The sequence below is a fragment of the Mycobacterium sp. Root135 genome (assembly GCF_001426545.1).
Lineage (GTDB): Bacteria > Actinomycetota > Actinomycetes > Mycobacteriales > Mycobacteriaceae > Mycobacterium.
Window position 1 is genome coordinate 131,091 of the sequence record NZ_LMEZ01000001.1, and the last position, 17,672, is coordinate 148,762.

A 17,672-nucleotide genomic window follows, 5' to 3' on the forward strand; every position below is an offset into this window, starting at 1 on the left:
GGGCTGCAGAGATCCCCGGTCCATTCGAGGGTGGGCCCCGCGCACGTTTCGTGCGCGGGGCCCACCCGTTTTTCCGGGGTACGTGCCCTGGCGGCATCCGCGAGCGTGTAGACAATTCTCTTGTGACGACTTGGATGCCCAACGGCGTGGGTGGATTCGACGACGAGATCGGCCTCACCTACTTGGACGTGACGCCCGACGGTGCGAAGGCCCAGCTGACCATCGACGCGAGGCATCTCCAACCGCACGGCATCGTGCACGGCGGGGTCTACTGCGCCATCGTCGAGAGCGTGGCCAGCATGTCGGCGGCGGCCTGGCTGCAGACCAAGGGCGCCGGAAGCAACGTCGTCGGAGTGAACAACAACACCGACTTCCTGCGCGCGATCACTGCGGGCATGGTCACCGCGGTGTCCACCCCCATCCACCGGGGTCGGCGTCAGCAGATCTGGCTCATCGAGATCACCGACACCAACGACAAGCTGGTCGCCCGCGGCCAGGTGCGTCTGCAGAACCTGCCCACCGAGGCCTAGAACCGCGGCACGCGCAGACGCCGTCCGCGCGTGCGCTGCTGAGCGCCGCTTCCCGTGGCAGGATCGCGACCTATGCGCCTGTCACCGCACGAGCAGGATCGACTGCTCATCTCCTACGCGGCCGAACTGGCCCGCCGCCGTCAGGCGCGCGGTCTGCGGCTGAACCATCCCGAAGCGGTCGCGCTCATCACCGACCACATCCTCGAGGGCGCCCGCGACGGCCGAACCGTCGCCGATCTGATGAACAGCGGGCGTGAGGTGCTCAGCCGTGACGACGTCATGGACGGCGTGCCCGAGATGCTGTACGACGTTCAGGCCGAGGCCACCTTCCCGGACGGCACCAAGCTCGTCACCGTCCACCACCCGATCTCCTGAGGCGGGAGATGAGCGCTTGCGCGAAGAGCAGAAGGCAGCAGATGAGCGCTTGCGCGAAGAGCAGAAGGCAGCAGATGAGCGCTTGCGCGAAGAGCAGAGGGCACCAGTGATTCCAGGCGAAATTCTGTACGGCGACGGTGACATCACGATCAACGACGGTGCCGAGAGGCTCGAACTCACCGTCGTCAACACCGGCGACCGCCCCGTGCAGGTCGGCAGCCACGTCCACCTGCCGCAGTCGAATGCTGCGCTCGAGTTCGACCGCGTCGCCGCCCACGGCCACCGTCTAGACATCCCCGCCGGTACGGCGGTGCGCTTCGAACCCGGTATTTCCCAAGACGTTTCGCTGGTGCCGCTGGCCGGCACCCGTGAGGTCTACGGATTGTCCCTGAACCCACCAGGAAAGCTGGATACGTGAGCGACCTTTCGCGGAGTCGTTACGCCGCGCTCTTCGGCCCCACCACGGGCGACCGGATCCGACTGGCCGACACCGATCTGTTCGTCGAGATCACCGAGGACCGCAGTGGCGGTCCTGGGCGAGCGGGTGACGAAGCCGTCTTCGGTGGCGGCAAGGTGCTTCGGGAGTCCATGGGCCAATCGAGGGCAACCAGGGCCGACGGCGCCCCCGACACCGTCATCACCGGAGCGGTGATCGTCGACTACTGGGGAATCATCAAGGCCGACATCGGCATTCGTGACGGCCGCATCACCGCCATCGGCAAGGCCGGCAACCCCGACATCATGTCCGGCGTTCATCCCGACCTGGTGGTGGGACCGTCCACCGAGATCATCGCAGGCAACGGCCGCATCCTCACCGCGGGCGCCATCGACTGTCACGTCCACCTGATCTGCCCGCAGATCATGGAGGAGGCCCTCGGCGGCGGCATCACCACGATCGTCGCGGGCGGCACCGGGCCCGCGGAGGGCAGCAAGGCCACCACCGTGACGCCGGGGTCCTGGCACATGGCGCGCATGCTCGAGGCGCTCGACCACTGGCCGCTGAACGTGCTGCTGCTCGGCAAGGGAAACACCGTCAACCCGGACGCCATGTGGGAGCAACTACGCGGCGGCGCAGCCGGATTCAAGCTTCACGAGGACTGGGGCACAACGCCCGCCGCCATCGACGCCTGCCTGACCGTCGCCGAAGCCGCTGGCGTGCAGGTCAACCTGCACTCCGACACCCTCAACGAGGCAGGTTTCGTCGAAGACACCCTGGCCGCGATCAACGGCCGCGGCATCCACGCCTATCACACCGAGGGGGCCGGCGGCGGCCACGCACCCGACATCATCACGGTGGTCTCACACGCCAACGTGCTGCCCAGTTCGACCAACCCGACGCGGCCGCACACCGTCAACACCCTCGACGAGCACCTCGACATGCTGATGGTGTGCCACCACCTGAACCCAAGTGTCCCAGAGGATCTCGCCTTCGCCGAGAGCCGGATCCGCCCGTCGACGATCGCCGCGGAGGACCTTCTGCACGACATCGGGGCGATCTCGATGATCGGCAGCGACGCCCAAGCCATGGGCCGCATCGGCGAAGTGGTGCTGCGCACCTGGCAGACGGCGCACGTGATGAAGAAGCGCCGCGGCGCCCTCGAGGGTGACGGTGCGGCAGACAACAACCGGGTCCGCCGCTACGTCGCGAAGTACACCATCTGCCCGGCGATCGCCCACGGCGTCGACCACGAGATCGGCTCGGTCGAAGTGGGAAAGCTCGCCGACCTGGTGCTCTGGGAACCGGCCTTCTTCGGGGTCCGCCCGCATGCCGTCATCAAGGGCGGCATGATCGCGTGGGCGGCGATGGGGGACGCAAACGCGTCGATCCCCACGCCGCAGCCCGTGTTGCCGCGACCGATGTTCGGTGCCGCGCCCGCCGCGGCGGCCGCGACGTCTGTGCACTTCGTGTCGCCCCAGGCGATCGACGACGGCCTCGCCGATCGGCTGGCCGTCAACCGGCGACTCGTCCCCGTGCGTGACGTGCGCAAGATAGGCAAGGCCGACATGCCGCTCAACGACGCATTGCCGCGCATCGAGGTCGACCCCGACACCTTCACCGTGACCATCGACGGTGACGTCTGGGCCGAGCAGCCCGCCGTGGAACTGCCGATGGCGCAGAGATACTTCCTGTTCTGAGATGTCGAATCTGTCGACCCTGCTGATCCTCGCCGACTCGCGGCTGCCCACCGGGGGGCACGTTCACTCCGGTGGTGTCGAAGAGGCGATCACCAGCGGGCTGGTCGTCGACGTGGTCACGCTGCGCGCCTTCCTCCGTCGGCGCATCCGCACCAGCGGACTGGTCACGGCGTCCATCGCCGCAGCCGTGCACGAGGGTGCACTGGGCTTCACCGCCGCCGATCTCGAAACCGACGCGCGCACACCGGCTCCCGCCGCGCGCAGCGCGTCACGGGCCCAGGGCAGGGGACTGGTCCGGCTGGCTCGCCGGGTGTGGCCGGAGCGGGATTGGGTCGCCGTCGGCACCAAGCCGCACCTCGCCGTCGCGGCAGGCGCCGTCGGCGCGGCCAGCGGACTGCTGCCCGAACAGACCGCCGTCTCGGTGGTCTACACGACGATGACGGGGTCGGCCACGGCCGCGCAGCGACTGCTTGCGCTGGACCCCGGCGACGTCGCCGCTCTCACGTTCGAACTGTCGTCGCTGTGCGACCAGACCGCGGCCGACGCCGCGAAGGAACTTGCCGACCTCTCCGACCCGCTGCTCGACGTGCTAGCCCAGCGTCACGCCGAACGTGACCGACCGTTGTTCGTCTCCTGAAAGGTCTTCCATGCCACCACATCTGCTCGACGGCGAACCCCACGCTCACGTGGAGCGGCCCCGCCGCGTCCGGCACGCGGGGGAGCCGCTGCGCATCGGGATCGGGGGACCGGTGGGCTCCGGCAAGACCGCTCTGGTGGCCGCGCTGTGCCGGCAACTGCGCAACGAGCTGTCCCTCGCGGTGCTGACCAACGACATCTACACCACCGAGGACGCCGACTTCCTGCGCCGCAACGCCGTGCTTCCCGACGAACGGATCGCCGCCGTGCAGACCGGCGGCTGCCCGCACACCGCGATCCGCGACGACATCACCGCGAACCTCGACGCGATCGACGACCTGATCGCAGGTAACCCGAAGCTCGACCTGATCCTCGTCGAGTCGGGCGGAGACAATCTGACCGCGACCTTCTCCTCCGGGTTGGTCGACGTGCAGATCTTCGTCGTCGACGTGGCGGGCGGCGACAAGGTGCCCCGCAAGGGCGGCCCCGGCGTGACGTTCTCGGATCTGTTGGTAATCAACAAGACCGACCTGGCTCCGATGGTCGGCGCCGACCTCGACGTGATGCGCCGCGATGCCGCGATGGTCCGTGGCGAGCGTCCGTTCGTGTTGATCTCGCTGACCGAGGATCCGGCGGCGACGCTGGTTCTCGACTGGGTGCATCAGCAATTGCGCGTCCCGGTCTAAAGCAGATGATCTCGGAGGTCCTGATCGTCGCGTCCCCCGGCCGCGCGCCACGCATCGAGTGCCTCGGCGGGGTCGCGGGTCGCCGCACCGAGACCGACACCGTGCATCTGGTCTCGGCGGCGGCGACGCCGCTGGGCGGGGACACAATGAGGTTCCGGGTGGTGGTCGAAACCGGAGCGGTCCTGCGCGTGCGCAGTGCCGCGGCCACGATGGCGATGCCTGGCACGGTGACCATGGAGTCCAGGGCGTGTTGGGATCTCGAGGTCGACGGCGTGCTCGATCTCGATCCGCAGCCGACCATCGTGGCCGGATCCGCGAGGCACGTGACGTCGACCCGGCTGACGCTCGGCGACCACGGCCGGGTGCGCCTGCGCGAGCGCGTACAGATCGGCAGATCGAATGAGCGCCAAGGCTTTTGGTCGGGTTCCGTGCACGCAGACACCGACGGCGGGCCGCTGCTACGGCACCGCGTCGAGCTCGGCGCCGGTTCGGTGACCGACGACGAACTCGGCGCGCCACGCGCCTGCGTCAGCGAACTGCGGTACCCAGAAGCCACGTTCGAGGCCAAGGGCACGACGCTCGAACTCGCCGCGGGCGGGTGCCTCGCGACCTGGCAGGGCGACCGGTTGCGCTAGCTGGCGGCCTTTTCTGTCTCTCGCATCGAGGCCGCCATGTCCTCGAGTTGCTCGAGCCGCGTTCTGGCATAGGCCTGCTGCTCGGTGATGGTCAGCTGACCGCGCTCCCGACTGAGGAACGTGACGGCCCACGACATCAGGGTGGCCACCTTCGTCTTGAAGCCCACCAGGTAGATCAGGTGGAGGCCAAGCCATGCCAGCCACGCGATGAAGCCGCCGAACTCGAGCTTGCCGACCTGTGCGACGGCGTTGTACTTGGAGACCGTCGCCATCGAGCCCTTGTCGAAGTAGCTGAACGGTTCGCGGGGCTTGGGGATCGTGCCGTGCTCGCGCGCGTTGGACTCGTTCTGGATGATCTTGGCGACGTACTTGGCGCCCTGGATGGCACCTTGCGCCATGCCGGGCACGCCTTCGACGAAGGCCATGTCGCCGATGACGAACACGTTCGGGTGGCCGGGAATCGACAGATCGGGGAGCACCTTCACGCGGCCGGCGCGGTCGATCTCGGTCTCTGACTGCTCGGCGAGGTCGCGGCCCAGCGGGCTGGCCTGCACACCGGCGGACCACACCTTGCAGGCCGCCTCGATGCGCCGAATGGTGCCGTCGGCGTCCTTGACGGTGATGCCGTTGCGGTCGACGTCGGTGACCATGGCGTTCAGCTGGACCTCGACGCCCATCTTCTCGAGACGCGCCTGCGCCTTGAGGCCGAGTTTCTTGCCCATCGGGGGAAGTACCGCCGGCGCGGCGTCCAAGAGGATGACGTGCGCTTCGGTGGGGTCGATGTGCCGGAAGCTGCCCTTCAGGGTCTGGTCGGCAAGTTCCTGAATCTGCCCGGCCATCTCGACACCGGTCGGGCCCGCGCCGACGACCACGAAGGTCAGCAGCTTCTTGCGGCGCTCGGGGTCGCTGGAGCGTTCGGCCTGCTCGAATGCGCCGAGGATGCGGCCGCGGAGTTCCAGCGCGTCGTCGATGGACTTCATGCCGGGGGCGAACTCGGCGAAGTGGTCGTTGCCGAAGTACGACTGGCCCGCGCCAGCTGCGATGACGAGGCTGTCATACGGCGTCACGTAGTCGTGGCCGAGCAGCTCGGAGGTCACCGTCTTGGCTTCGAGGTCGACGTGGGTGACGTCGCCGAGCAGCACCTGGGCGTTCTCCTGCTTGCGCAGGATCAGACGCGTGGGCGGGGCGATCTCGCCTTCGGAGATGATGCCGGTGGCCACCTGGTAGAGCAGGGGCTGGAAGAGGTGATGCGTCGTGCGGGCGATCAGCTTGACGTCGACGTCGGCCCTCTTGAGCTTCTGGGCGGTGTTGAGACCGCCGAACCCAGAACCGATGATGACGACCTTATGCCGATCCGTTGCCGTAGCTCCGGGGTGGCTCATTGCTGCTCCTCGCGTGCGAAAACCTGTCCAGTACAACCTCTAGGTTAGTCGGACCCGTTCCCCGGAGTGCGGTGAGATAACCCACCGCACTCCGCGGACACGTGTGGTCTTCGCTCCGTACCCCTGCCGTTTACCCGTTGAGCAGCGGCTTGAGCAGCTCGCCGACGGCGGTGACCTGGCCGGGGTGGTACCCGTCGATGCTGGTGACGGGGCTGAGGATGACACCGTCGACGCCGGCGTCGAGCACCTTCTCCTTCACCTGCTCGGCGACCTGCTCGGGGCTGCCGTAGACCGCCTGCTGCCGGAAGTCCTCCGGAATGAATTCGGCGGTGACGCCCTCGCCGATGATCGCGACGACGAGCATGCTGGTTTCGAGCGTCGCCGGATCCCGGTCGATCTTCTCGCAGTTCTCCTTGACCACCTGGAGCTTGCGGGGGAGCTCGTCGAAGCCGGCGATGATGTTGAGGTGGTCGAAGTGCTTGGCGGCCAACGGAATCGTCTTCTTCTCGCCGCTGCCGCCGATCATCAGCGGAATGTGGTCCCGGAAGCGTGGCTCGGCCATCGCCTCTTGGGTCTTGTAGTACTTGCCGGAGAACGTCGGCCGCTCACCCTCGAGCATGGGCAGGATGATCTGCAGCGCTTCACCGAGGCGGTTGAACCGGTCGGTGAAGGTGCCGAAGTCATAGCCCAGCGAGTCGTGCTCGAGTTCGAACCAGCCGGTGCCGATGCCGAGGATCGCGCGGCCCTGGCTGATGACGTCGAGCGTGGTGATCGCCTTCGCGAGCAGCGTCGGGTTGCGGTAGGTGTTGCCGGTGACGAGGGTGCCGAGCTGAACGCTCTTGGTGGACGCCGCCAGGGCGCCGAGGGCGGTGTAGGCCTCGAGCATGGGCTGGTCGGGCGTGCCAAGTCCGGGCAGTTGGTAAAAGTGGTCCATCACGAAGACGGAGTCGAAGCCGGCGGCCTCGGCTTCCTGCGCCTGGGCGATCACCGTGGGAAAGAGCTGCTCGATACCGGTGCCGTAGGAAAAGTTGGGGATTTGAAGTCCGAGTCGAATGGTCACCTGTGTGACCCTAACCACGCCAACCGGAACGGGAACCCCGTTTCGCTGTGGGCTGACGCCGGAATAAATCCGAGGTCAGGAGAAGCTGGCGAGAGCCCCGTGGCTGACGTGCAACGTCTGCCCGGTGATGTGGCGTGCCGCAGGTGTGGTCAGGAACAACGCCAACCGGGTGATCTCCGCGGCGATCGACGGTGACGCGCTTGCGATGCCGTCGTACCCGGGCTCGGCGCCCCGTCCCGACGCGATCGCGTTGAGCGTGATGCCCCGGATCCCGAAGTGGGTCGCTTGTCCCGCAGTCCAGTTGGACAACGCGGCCTTGATGGCTGCTTCGGGGCTGCCCTCGGTGGCGTTGTCGCCGACGACGTTGACAATCGAGCCGCCCGAGCGCAGATGGTCGCCGAGGATTTGCACGGTCAACACTGCCGACAACACGGTGGTGTCCAGCGCCGTCCGCCACGCAGCAGCACGCTCGGACAGCGAGTAGGTGCGGGGGTCGCCGCCATCCCAGCGGTGCGCTGGCACGTTGACGATCGTGTCGAGGTGATGGGGGAACTGGCTGCGGGCCTCTTCGAGGCTGGCCGGGTCGGTGTTGTCGAAGACGATCGAGTCGACGTCGAGCTCCTTGGCGGCGACCTCGAGCTCGTCGCGCCGTGAGCCCGCTATGACGACCTGGTGCCCCGCGTCGCGGAATCCCTCGGCGATGATGCGCCCCAGTTCGGTGTCACCACCGGTAAGCAGCACGTCCATCATCCCGACCTCCTCGTGTTCGACGCTGAACCCAGCGAGTCGCCGATCATGTTACTGGACAGTAGCTTCTGGACGAAACTCGACTCGCGTGCAACGGCTGACTTCGGACATCGCCGTCAAAACGGAAAGCGTCGATGCATCCCGCCCGGTAACGGCGGCCGCCGCGATCACGATCAATCCAGAGCAGACACCCGCGCACCGCGCGGGCGCTGCGCCGTGCCCGCACGCGCTCAGCAATCTGCAGTATGTGCCCCCGCCACGCGGTTTCGTTGCACAGCAATCTCCAAGTTTGGCACTTCATTCGCAACTCACACTTGCGTCACGGCCGTAACACGGTAGTTTCTTCCTCATGCTGCACCCTCCTCGACGCAGGCGCTTCCGCAAGGCTCTGGCCGCGGCCGCCCTTGCCGGCCTCACTGCCGCGACAGTCGTACTTCCCGGCACCGTGGCTCACGCCGATCCCGTTCCGGCCCCCGAGCCGGTTCCGGCCCCGGCGCCCGCCCCGGCGCCTGCGCCCCTGCCGGCCCCCGCTCCCGTGCCTGCTCCTGCGCCGGCCCCGGTGGATCCGAACGCACCGCCACCGCCGCCCGCCGATCCCAACGCCGCGCCGCCGGTGGATCCCAACGTGCCGCCCGCACCGCCACCAGAGCCAGGCCGCGTCGACAACGCCGCCGGCGGCTTCAGTTACGTCGTTCCCGCCGGCTGGAAGGTCTCGGACAACACGCAGCTGTCGTACGGACAGGCCCTGCTCACCAAGGTCCCCGAGGCGGGCGCTGAGGCACCGTCGGACACCAGCGTCCTGCTCGGTCGTCTCGACCTGAAGCTCTTCGCCGGCGCCGAGACCGACAACGCGAAGGCCGCCACCAGGTTGGCGTCCGACATGGGCGAGTTCTTCATGCCGTTCGCCGGCACCCGTCAGGGCCAGGAAGCTGGCCCACTCGACGCGGCCGGGCTGCCCGGCGCGTTCTCTTCATACGAGGTCAAGTTCACCGACCCGGCCAAGCCGAACGGTCAGATCTGGGCCGGCGTCGTCGGTGACGTCCCACCCCCGGGAGCGCCCCGCGGTCAGCGGACTCCCGAGCGCTGGTTCGTCGTGTGGCTGGGTTCGGCGAACCACCCCGTCGACAAGGGTGCCGCTGCGACGCTCGCACAGTCGATCCGCTCGTTCACCCCGCCGCCACCACCGCCGCCGCCTGCGCCGGATCCCAACGCACCCGCGCCTGATCCCAACGCGCCGCCGGCCCGTCCCGGCGTCGGCGTCCCCGTCCCCGTGACGGACGCGCCTCCCGGAATGATGCCGGCCGGCTGACCCGACGATCGACGGACGACCGTGCACATTTCGTGCGTCTAATCGTTATCGTCGGCGGGTAGACCGGTAGCTGGCCCGGCGACGTCGCCGGACCAGTTCGGCTACTGGCAGGAGTTCGTCATGGACGTGGTCGCGGCAACGGCGTTTCTCGCCGAACGATCCAGCACGCTCACCAGCGTGGGATGGATCGGATACATCATCATTGGCGCCCTCGCGGGCTGGATCGCCGGCAAGATCGTCAAGGGCGGCGGCTCGGGCATTCTGCTCAACATCGTCATCGGCATCGTCGGCGCGCTGATCGGCGGGTTCCTTCTGAGCTTCGTCGTCGACACCGCGGCGGGCGGATGGTGGTTCACGCTCTTCACCGCAGTCCTCGGTTCGGTGATCCTGCTGGCCATCGTGGGGGCGGTCCGCAAGAGGTAGCCGCGGTCTGATTGCCCCCGCCAGCGGCGGGGCCTAGGTGGAGAGGTGCCAGACCGCAGCCGCGGCAAGTGCGCCAAGGCCGTTGAGCGACCAGTGCAACGCGATCGGCGCGATCAGGCTGCCGCTTCGCCTGCGCAGCCACGTGAAGACGAATCCGGCCGCACCAGTGGCGATCACGGCCATCACGATCCCTGCGACCATGCCGAGGACGCCTGAGCCGAACAGATCGGTGAAGCCGACATTGCTACTGGTCAAGCCGAACGACGTGGCGATGTGCCACATGCCGAACAGGACCGAACCCGCGGCGGCGACTCCCCGGAAACCCCAGGCCCGGTCGAGTGCGCCGTGCAGCACCCCGCGGAACGCGAGCTCCTCGGGGATCACCGTTTGCAGCGGAATGATGATCATCGACGCGAGCAGCGCCCCGGACATGGTGGCGTAGTGGTCGTTCATGAACATCGGACGGGTCCACGGGAGCAGTGCTCCGACGCCGATGACCGTCCCGACCAGGGCTACGGCGCCGACGGCGTACCAGGCACCGGAGCGCCAATGGTCACGGCCGAGCCCGAGCTCCGTCCAGCCCAAGCCTCTCGAGCGCACCAGCAGCACGAGGCCGATCGCGGCTGCCGGAACCACGACGACGTTGGCGAGAGGGGTGGTGAAGTGTGCGAGGAGGTTCGTCATGATCAGCACGACCACCACGACGCCGACGTCGACGTACACCCGGAAGTGATGCAGGGCCGCCAGCTGACCGATCAGCGGGTGGGGCGGCGCTTCGGCCGTTGCGACGTCGGACATAACCCGCTGAGCATACGTGAGCAGCCCATGTCTGCAGGTCAATGCCGGTTTCTTGCAGTTGCCACCGTCGGACGCCGACCCGGCCCGTGCGGCCACCGGCTGCTGAACGATACTGATCCGCATGCTTGACACGTGTCAGCTTTTGTCGTCGACGAGGGTGCTGGACCTCGGCGGCCCGGATTCGGACGGTGTCGGCAGAATCTTCGCCGACCTCGGAGCCGACGTGCTCGTGGTCGAGACGCCGGGCGGGGCGCCACATCGAGTGGCCCGGCCGACCGTGGCGGGGGCGTCGGTCGCCTTTGCCCTGAACAACGCGAACAAGCGCAGCATCGTGCTCGACCCCGCCGACGCGGGCGACCGCGAGCGCTTCGCCGACGTGGTCGCCACCGCCGACATCCTGGTCGACGGCGGGGGAGCGGGCGGCGCGTCGGCCTACGGGCCGTCGGTCTCGGACCTGGCGGAGCAGCACCCGCACCTCGTCGCGCTCGAGATCACCGACTTCGGGACGACGGGTCCACACGCGGGCTGGCTGGGCACCGACTCCGTGTTCTATGCGATGTCGACGGCGTTGTCGCGGTCTGGTCCGACGGTGGGCCGTCCCGTCCTGCCGCCCTCCGGGCTGGCCTCCTCGACGGCCGCGGTTCAGGCGGCCTGGGTGGCCCTCGTCGCGTATTACCACCGATTGCGTTCCGGCAGCGGCGACTACGTCGACTTCTCGCGCTACGAAGCCGTCGTCCAATGCCTCGATCCACCATTCGGGTCGGAGGGGCAGGCGGCCGTCGGGAAGAAGAAGTCCGGCGAGCTGTGGCGGGGACGCCCCCGCAACCAGCAGATCTACCCGACCTTCCCGTGCCGCGACGGGTTCGTCAGGATCTGTCTGCTGTCGGCGCGGCAATGGCACGGCATGCGGGCCTGGCTCGGCGAACCAGAGCAGTTCGCCGATCCGAAGTTCGAGACGATCATCGCCCGCTTCCTGGCGTCGGCGGAACTCAACGCCGCGATCGGGGAGTTGTTCGCTCCGCAGACGATGGACGCCCTCGTCGCCGAGGGGCAGCGTCGAGGCGTGCCGATCGCCGCCGTGTTCACCCCAGCGGAAGCGTTGGCCTCGGAGCACTTTCAGTCCGTCGGCGCGCTGACCGACGTCGAGATCGGCGCCGGCACGGCGCTGTCCGTGCCGGCCGGTGTGTTCGTGGTCGACGGGCGGCGGGCCGGAATCGCGCGACCCAGCCCGCAGCCGGGAGACGGCGACGCCGGCTGGTTGGAGACCGTCCGCCCGACGGGTGCGCCGACCGTCGAGCCGGGCCGCCAGCCGTTCGAGGGGCTGCGTGTGCTCGACCTCGGGGTCATCGTCGCGGGCGGTGAACTCGGTCGGCTGTTCGCCGACCACGGCGCCGAGGTGATCAAGGTGGAGAGCGCGGCGTACCCCGACGGCCTTCGCCAGACCCCGCCCGGGCAACCGATGAGCAGGTCGTGGGCGTTGACCCATCGCAACGAGTCCAGCCTCGGACTGGATCTACGCTCCCCGGAGGGAGCCTCGCTCTTTCGGCGCCTGGTGTCGGCCTCCGACGCGGTGTTCGCCAACTTCAAGCCGGGAACGCTTGCAGCCCTTGGGTTCTCCCACGACGAGCTGGCAAAGGTCCATCCACGCGTCGTGCTGGCCGAGAGCAGCGCGTTTGGCGCGACCGGGCCGTGGAGCGATCGAATGGGCTACGGCCCGCTGGTGCGGGCCACCACCGGTGTCAGCCGGCTGTGGACCTCGGACGATCCCGAGGACACCGGGTTCTACGACTCGACGACCATCTTTCCCGACCACGTCGTCGCGCGGATCACGGCGATCGCCACCCTTGCCGCCTTGATCGACCGGGGTGATTCCGGTGCGCACGTGCACGTCTCGCAGGCCGAAGCCGCCGTCAACCAGCTCGCCACGTCCTACGTCACCGACACCGCCAGGGCAGCCGGGCTGGCCGTCGTCGACGACGACGCGCTGCACGCCGTGTACCCGTGTGGGGGTGACGACGAGTGGTGTGTGATCTCCGTGCGCTCGGACGCCGACCGGACGTCGTTGGCGGAGGTTCTCGGTGTGACCGAGCTGCCCTCTGCAGCAGACGAATTCGTCGACCTGGTGGGACGGTGGACGATTGTCAGGAACAAGGCCGAGGTGGTCGAGGCGGTGCAGGCGGCAGGTGTTCCCGCCGGACCGATGAACCGCGCGGTGGACGTCCTCGCCGATCCGCAGCTCGTCTTCCGCGGCCTGTACGCCGACATGGTGCATCCGCTGTTCGCGGCACCCATGTCGAGCGAGACCCACCCCGCGCCGTTCCGGCGGATCCCCGATGCGCCAATGCGGCCCGCGCCGATGCCGGGCGAACACACTCGACGGGTCGTCGGCGAGGTGCTCGACCTCGACGCGACCGAGACCGACCGCTTGATCGCCGACGGCGTGCTCTTCACGTGGACCCCCAACCCTCCTCTCGCGTAACGGAAGAAAGGCCATCGTGCCCCTTGATCCCAGAACACCAGTGCTCGTCGGCTACGGACAGGTCAGCCAGCACGACAGCGACCCGACGGTGGAGCCCGTCGACCTGATGGAGCGGGCGGCCCGCGCCGCAGTCGACTCCAGGGTGCTCGAAGCCGTCGACTCGGTGCGCATCGTCAACCTGCTGTCGTGGCGGTACCGCAATCCCGGTGTGCTGCTTGCCGAACGGATCGGGGCGGTCGGAGCCGAGGGGCGTTACACCAGCATCGGCGGCAACGTGCCGCAGTCCCTGGTCAATCAGGCGTGCCTGGACATTCAGTCGGGCAGCGTGGACACCGTGCTGATCGCGGGTGCCGAGACGTGGCGTACCCGGACGAAGGTCCGGGCGGCAGGCGGCAAGCTTCACTACACGCAGCAGGACGACTCGGTGCCGGTGCCGCACGGGGCCGACGACGAATTCGTTTTGGCGGGGCCGGTAGAGCTCCGCATTCAGCTGGACCGGCCGTCGTACGTCTATCCGATGTTCGAGCAGGCGTTGCGGATCTCGGCGGGGGAGACGCCAGACGAACACCGCCGCCGGATCGGTGAACTCTGGGCGGGGTTCAGCGCCGTCGCCCAAGGGAATCCGCACGCCTGGAACCGCAATCCCGTGACCGCCGAGGAGATTTCGGAGCCCAGCGCGAGCAACCGGATGATCAGCTGGCCGTATACCAAGCTGATGAACTCCAACAACATGGTCGACCAGGGCGCCGTGCTGATCCTGACGTCGGTGGAGAAGGCACGGCAACTCCAGATCCCGACGGACAGTTGGGTTTTCCCGTACGCCGGAACCGACGCACACGACACCTATCTGATCGCCGAGCGGGCGGCGTTCGACCGGTCGCCCGCCATCCGCATCGCCGGCGGTCGGGCGCTCGAGTTGGCGGGGAAGGGCGTCGAGGACATGGACTTCGTCGACCTGTACTCGTGCTTCCCGTCGGCCGTGCAGGTGGCGGCGCGCGAACTCGGCATCCCGCTCGACGGCGAGCGGGCGTTGACCGTCACCGGCGGCCTGACGTTCGCGGGCGGACCGTGGAACAACTACGTCACCCATTCCATCGCCACCATGGCCGAGAGGCTGGTGGCCTCGCCCGGCACGCTGGGCCTGGTGACGGCCAACGGCGGATACCTGACCAAGCACAGCTTCGGTGTCTACGGCACCGAGCCGCCGACGGGCGAGTTCCGTTGGGAGGACGTGCAAGCCGCGGTCGACGCCGAGCCGACCGTGGTTGCCGAGGACCATTGGGAAGGCACCGGGATCGTCGAGTCGTGGACGACGCCGGTCAGTCGTGAAGGCGCGGCCGAGAAGGTCTTCCTCGCGGTGCGCACTCCCGACGACACCCGTGCCCTCGCCGTCGTCACCGACGCGTCGGAGGCCGAGACGAGCGTTCGCGAAGACATCGCGGGCGTGAAGGTCCGGGTCAACGCCGACGGGACCGCCACCCTCCTGTAGTCCGCCCCCGGTGATTTGCGGCGTTTCAGGAGCGCTGAGCGCTCCTTAGCGACCGCAAATCGCGATGGGGGGTGGTGTTGACTTCGTCGCCGATGCTGCATATCGTGAGCGTCATCACGTATTGAAACGTTTCAATCAAGTTGGAGGCGAGTGGTGGTTCAAGCCGCGGTCACCCGGGTGTGCTTCGTTCTGCACCTCAAGCCCGAACGCATCGACGAGTACGTCGCCGCCCACGAACACGTCTGGCCCGAGATGCTCGAGGCGCTGAGCGAGGCCGGCTGGCACAACTATTCGCTGTTCGTCCGACCCGACGACGGGCTCGTCGTCGGCTACCTCGAAACCGACGACTTCGCGGCAGCCCAGTCGCGCATGGCCGCCACCGAGGTCAACGCTCGCTGGCAGGCCGGCATGTCCGACTTCTTCGAGAACCCCGCCGGGGTCCAACCCGACCAAGCGATGACGCCGCTCACCGAGTACTTCCACCTCGACTGAAGGAACCCATGAAAATCGGAGCACGCACGACGACGGGTTGGCGGGCGACCATCGCGGTCGCCATGTCCAACTACATCGAAGCCGGGTCGATCATCGCGATCGCCACCAGCCTGGCCTTCTGGCAGTCGGAGTTCAACATCGGCAACTTCGCCGTCGGGCTGCTGGCGGCGTTGAGCGCCAACGCCTTCGGAGCCGCCATCGGCGCGATCCTCGGCGGTCCGCTGTGTGATCGGTATGGCCGCAAGGCGATCTACACCTACGACCTGCTGGTCTACATGGCCGGCGTGCTGCTGGCCGCGTTCGCCGTCAACTACGCAATGCTGTTGGCCGCCTTCGTGATCACCGGCCTCGCCGTCGGCGCAGGCGTCCCCGCCTCGTGGACCTACATCGCCGAGCAAGCGCCGACCGACGGTCGCGCCAAGCACGTCGGCACCGCCCAGTTGGCCTGGTCGGTTGGCCCACTGATCGGATTCGGGCTGGCTGCCGCGCTGGCTCCCATGGGACTGCTCGGATCGCGCTTGATCTTCCTGCACCTGTTCGTCGTCGCCGCCGTCGTCTGGTGGGTGCGCCAGGGTCTCGCGGAGTCGACCATTTGGACGGAGGAAGGTCAGCAGGAATCGGTTCCCGTTGCCAACGCGGTTGGCCTGCGCGGTCTGCGCGGTCTGTTCTCCCGCAAGGTCAACATCGCCGCGCTGCTGTTCCTCGGCGGCATCTACCTGTTCTGGAACACCGTCGCCGGTCAGGCTGGCATCTTCATGCCACGCGTGTACGACGCCGCCGGACTGCACAGCCCCGTCGCCCAGAACATGCTGCAGGTTCTTGTGTGGGGCTGCACCGTGGCCGCGACGTACTTCGGCTTCATGCGGTACGCCGACCGGATGTCGCAGCGGCTGCTGTACGTCATCGGCGCCGCGCTCGGCATCGCCGGCTGGATCGTGCTGGTGGCGTTCACCGACGGTGGCGTGCCGACGATGCTGGCCTTCGCCGTCCTCTGGGGTGTCTCGGCAGGCATCGGCGCGCAGGCGTTCTACAGCCTCTGGGCGAGCGAACTGTTCGCCACCCCGTACCGGGCCAGTGCCCAGGGCGTGATGTTCTGCGTCGTGCGCAGCTTCACCGGGCTGCTGAGCTACTTCTTCCCGACGTTGCTGGCGGTCACCGGGCTCACGGGTGTCGGACTTCTGCTCATCGGCCTGCTGACGGTGGCGCTGGTGATCGGTGCCGTCTGGGCTCCGGAGACGAGAGGAAAGTCATTGCGGCAGATCGAACTCGAGCGGTACGGCCCGCAGGCGAGCGCAGCGACGGACAATGATGGTGTGGAGAGTTCGACCGCGACGGAGGAGGCAGTCCGATGAATCTGCTCGACAATGTAGCCATTGAACTGCCCTCGTGGGCGTTCGGAAACTCCGGCACTCGATTCAAGGTGTTCGGTACGCCCGGCACCCCGCGCACGATCGAAGAGAAGATCGCCGACGCGGCGACGGTGCACCGCTTCACCGGGATGGCGCCCACGGTCGCCCTGCACATCCCGTGGGACCGGGTCGACGACTACGCCGCCTTGGCCGCGCACGCCGCCGAGCACGGCGTGGCGCTGGGGACGGTCAACTCCAACACCTTCCAGGACGACGACTACAAGTTCGGCAGCCTGACCCACGTGGACAAGATGGTCCGGCAGAAGGCGATCGACCACCACCTGGCCTGTATCGAGATCATGAACCAGACCGGTTCGCAGGATCTCAAGATCTGGCTGGCGGACGGCACCAACTACCCCGGCCAGGGTGACATCCGCGGGCGTCAGGATCGGCTGGCCGAGTCGCTGGCCACCATCTACCAGCACATCGGCGAAGGCCAGCGAATGGTGTTGGAGTACAAGTTCTTCGAGCCCGCGATGTACATGACCGACGTCCCGGACTGGGGCACCTCCTACGTGCAGGTCTCGGCCCTCGGCGAGCGCGCGAAGGTGTGCCTCGACACCGGCCACCACGCGCCAGGCACCAACATCGAATTCATCGTCGCGCAGTTGCTCCGGTTGGGAAAGCTGGGGTCGTTCGACTTCAACTCCCGGTTCTACGCCGACGACGACCTCATCGTCGGGGCGGCCGATCCGTTCCAGCTGTTCCGCATCATGTTCGAGGTGATCCGCGGCGGTGGTCTTGATGCCGGCAGCGACCTCTCGCTGATGTTGGACCAATGCCACAACGTCGAGGCGAAGATCCCCGGCCAGATCCGCTCGGTGCTCAACGTGGCCGAGATGACCGCCCGGGCACAGCTCGTCGACGCGGACGCGCTGGCCGTCGCACAGGAATCCGGTGACGTGCTTGGCGCCAACGAGATCTTCATGGACGCCTTCTACACAGACGTCCGACCGGCGATGGCTCGGTGGCGCGCCGACCGCGGCCTTCCCGAACATCCGATGCGTGCCTTCGCCGAATCGGGCTACCAGGACACCGTCGCCGCCGAACGCGTCGGCGGCACCCAATCTTCGTGGGGAGCATGAC

18 protein-coding genes are annotated in these 17,672 nt (G+C 67.8%); 14 read left to right on the forward strand and 4 right to left on the reverse strand.

Annotated elements, in window-relative coordinates; all coding sequences use genetic code 11:
• Positions 1 to 122: 122 nt before the first annotated feature.
• The 7 genes from ASD37_RS00635 to ASD37_RS00665 all read left to right on the forward strand — a co-directional run bounded on the left by ASD37_RS00635 (position 123) and on the right by ASD37_RS00665 (position 4,998).
• Positions 123 to 530 (forward strand): PaaI family thioesterase, encoded by a 408-nt coding sequence (locus ASD37_RS00635; protein WP_056546596.1) that lies wholly within the window; start codon positions 123 to 125, stop codon positions 528 to 530.
• A 72-nt stretch (positions 531 to 602) separates the two neighbouring features.
• Positions 603 to 905 (forward strand): urease subunit gamma, encoded by a 303-nt coding sequence (locus tag ASD37_RS00640; RefSeq protein ID WP_056546599.1) that lies wholly within the window; start codon positions 603 to 605, stop codon positions 903 to 905.
• Between the two features lie 106 nt (positions 906 to 1,011).
• Positions 1,012 to 1,323 carry an urease subunit beta gene (locus ASD37_RS00645; protein ID WP_056546602.1) on the forward strand — a complete coding sequence of 104 codons (312 nt, stop codon included), beginning with the start codon at positions 1,012 to 1,014 and terminating at the stop codon, positions 1,321 to 1,323.
• Complete coding sequence (locus tag ASD37_RS00650) at positions 1,320 to 3,041, forward strand: urease subunit alpha (RefSeq protein WP_056546605.1); 1,722 nt, start codon at positions 1,320 to 1,322, stop codon at positions 3,039 to 3,041. The genes ASD37_RS00645 and ASD37_RS00650 overlap by 4 nt, the downstream gene beginning before the upstream one ends.
• 1 nt (position 3,042) lies before the next feature.
• Positions 3,043 to 3,678 (forward strand): urease accessory protein UreF, encoded by a 636-nt coding sequence (locus ASD37_RS00655; protein WP_056546608.1) that lies wholly within the window; start codon positions 3,043 to 3,045, stop codon positions 3,676 to 3,678.
• A gap of 10 nt (positions 3,679 to 3,688) precedes the next feature.
• On the forward strand, positions 3,689 to 4,363 hold the full coding sequence (gene ureG / locus ASD37_RS00660; protein ID WP_056546611.1) for an urease accessory protein UreG: 675 nt from the start codon (positions 3,689 to 3,691) through the stop codon (positions 4,361 to 4,363).
• Positions 4,364 to 4,368: 5 nt separating this feature from the next.
• A complete protein-coding gene (locus ASD37_RS00665; protein ID WP_056546614.1) occupies positions 4,369 to 4,998 on the forward strand; it encodes an urease accessory protein UreD in 630 nt (209 codons plus the stop codon).
• Here ASD37_RS00665 and ASD37_RS00670 read toward each other — a convergent pair.
• From ASD37_RS00670 to ASD37_RS00680, 3 genes are all read right to left on the reverse strand, one after another.
• The gene (locus tag ASD37_RS00670; RefSeq protein ID WP_056546617.1) at positions 4,995 to 6,380 is read right to left on the reverse strand and encodes an NAD(P)/FAD-dependent oxidoreductase; all 1,386 of its coding nucleotides are present in this window, start codon (positions 6,378 to 6,380) and stop codon (positions 4,995 to 4,997) included. The two genes, ASD37_RS00665 and ASD37_RS00670, sit on opposite strands and share 4 nt — an antisense overlap.
• Positions 6,381 to 6,510: 130 nt before the next feature.
• Positions 6,511 to 7,440, reverse strand: coding sequence for an LLM class F420-dependent oxidoreductase (locus ASD37_RS00675; RefSeq protein WP_056546620.1), 930 nt, complete (start codon positions 7,438 to 7,440; stop codon positions 6,511 to 6,513).
• Between the two features lie 75 nt (positions 7,441 to 7,515).
• Entirely contained in the window at positions 7,516 to 8,187 is a 672-nt protein-coding gene (locus tag ASD37_RS00680) for an SDR family oxidoreductase (protein WP_056549563.1), read from the reverse strand.
• 349 nt (positions 8,188 to 8,536) lie between these two features.
• On the opposite strand from ASD37_RS00680, the gene ASD37_RS00685 reads away from it, so the two are divergent.
• Together ASD37_RS00685 and ASD37_RS00690 are read left to right on the forward strand one after the other, a co-directional pair.
• Entirely contained in the window at positions 8,537 to 9,496 is a 960-nt protein-coding gene (locus ASD37_RS00685; RefSeq protein ID WP_056546623.1) for an APA family fibronectin-binding glycoprotein, read from the forward strand.
• A 120-nt stretch (positions 9,497 to 9,616) separates the two neighbouring features.
• Positions 9,617 to 9,919, forward strand: coding sequence for a GlsB/YeaQ/YmgE family stress response membrane protein (locus tag ASD37_RS00690; RefSeq protein WP_056546626.1), 303 nt, complete (start codon positions 9,617 to 9,619; stop codon positions 9,917 to 9,919).
• A 33-nt stretch (positions 9,920 to 9,952) separates the two neighbouring features.
• Here ASD37_RS00690 and ASD37_RS00695 read toward each other — a convergent pair whose 3' ends face one another.
• Positions 9,953 to 10,717 (reverse strand): CPBP family intramembrane glutamic endopeptidase, encoded by a 765-nt coding sequence (locus ASD37_RS00695; RefSeq protein ID WP_056549565.1) that lies wholly within the window; start codon positions 10,715 to 10,717, stop codon positions 9,953 to 9,955.
• A gap of 121 nt (positions 10,718 to 10,838) precedes the next feature.
• On the opposite strand from ASD37_RS00695, the gene ASD37_RS00700 reads away from it, so the two are divergent.
• From ASD37_RS00700 to rhaI, 5 genes are all read left to right on the forward strand, one after another.
• Positions 10,839 to 13,196 carry a CoA transferase gene (locus ASD37_RS00700; protein ID WP_056546629.1) on the forward strand — a complete coding sequence of 786 codons (2,358 nt, stop codon included), beginning with the start codon at positions 10,839 to 10,841 and terminating at the stop codon, positions 13,194 to 13,196.
• 16 nt (positions 13,197 to 13,212) lie between these two features.
• On the forward strand, positions 13,213 to 14,685 hold the full coding sequence (locus tag ASD37_RS00705; RefSeq protein ID WP_056546631.1) for an acetyl-CoA acetyltransferase: 1,473 nt from the start codon (positions 13,213 to 13,215) through the stop codon (positions 14,683 to 14,685).
• Positions 14,686 to 14,838: 153 nt separating this feature from the next.
• Positions 14,839 to 15,177, forward strand: coding sequence for an L-rhamnose mutarotase (locus ASD37_RS00710; RefSeq protein WP_056549567.1), 339 nt, complete (start codon positions 14,839 to 14,841; stop codon positions 15,175 to 15,177).
• 8 nt (positions 15,178 to 15,185) lie between these two features.
• Positions 15,186 to 16,529, forward strand: coding sequence for an MFS transporter (locus tag ASD37_RS00715; protein ID WP_056546634.1), 1,344 nt, complete (start codon positions 15,186 to 15,188; stop codon positions 16,527 to 16,529).
• On the forward strand, positions 16,526 to 17,671 hold the full coding sequence (gene rhaI, locus ASD37_RS00720; RefSeq protein ID WP_056546637.1) for an L-rhamnose isomerase: 1,146 nt from the start codon (positions 16,526 to 16,528) through the stop codon (positions 17,669 to 17,671). The genes ASD37_RS00715 and rhaI overlap by 4 nt, the downstream gene beginning before the upstream one ends.
• Position 17,672 lies beyond the last annotated feature (1 nt).

What these genes read in the sequence shown, in the direction of transcription:
- ureG (WP_056546611.1), top strand. Translation starts at nt 3,689, where the DNA reads ATGCCACCACATCTGCTCGACGGCGAACCCCACGCTCACGTGGAGCGG.
- ASD37_RS00685 (WP_056546623.1), top strand. Translation starts at nt 8,537, where the DNA reads ATGCTGCACCCTCCTCGACGCAGGCGCTTCCGCAAGGCTCTGGCCGCG.
- ASD37_RS00695 (WP_056549565.1), bottom strand. Translation starts at nt 10,717, where the DNA reads ATGTCCGACGTCGCAACGGCCGAAGCGCCGCCCCACCCGCTGATCGGT.
- ASD37_RS00700 (WP_056546629.1), top strand. Translation starts at nt 10,839, where the DNA reads ATGCTTGACACGTGTCAGCTTTTGTCGTCGACGAGGGTGCTGGACCTC.
- ASD37_RS00690 (WP_056546626.1), top strand. Translation starts at nt 9,617, where the DNA reads ATGGACGTGGTCGCGGCAACGGCGTTTCTCGCCGAACGATCCAGCACG.
- ASD37_RS00670 (WP_056546617.1), bottom strand. Translation starts at nt 6,380, where the DNA reads ATGAGCCACCCCGGAGCTACGGCAACGGATCGGCATAAGGTCGTCATC.
- ASD37_RS00715 (WP_056546634.1), top strand. Translation starts at nt 15,186, where the DNA reads ATGAAAATCGGAGCACGCACGACGACGGGTTGGCGGGCGACCATCGCG.
- ASD37_RS00665 (WP_056546614.1), top strand. Translation starts at nt 4,369, where the DNA reads ATGATCTCGGAGGTCCTGATCGTCGCGTCCCCCGGCCGCGCGCCACGC.
- ASD37_RS00640 (WP_056546599.1), top strand. Translation starts at nt 603, where the DNA reads ATGCGCCTGTCACCGCACGAGCAGGATCGACTGCTCATCTCCTACGCG.
- ASD37_RS00680 (WP_056549563.1), bottom strand. Translation starts at nt 8,187, where the DNA reads ATGGACGTGCTGCTTACCGGTGGTGACACCGAACTGGGGCGCATCATC.
- rhaI (WP_056546637.1), top strand. Translation starts at nt 16,526, where the DNA reads ATGAATCTGCTCGACAATGTAGCCATTGAACTGCCCTCGTGGGCGTTC.
- ASD37_RS00655 (WP_056546608.1), top strand. Translation starts at nt 3,043, where the DNA reads ATGTCGAATCTGTCGACCCTGCTGATCCTCGCCGACTCGCGGCTGCCC.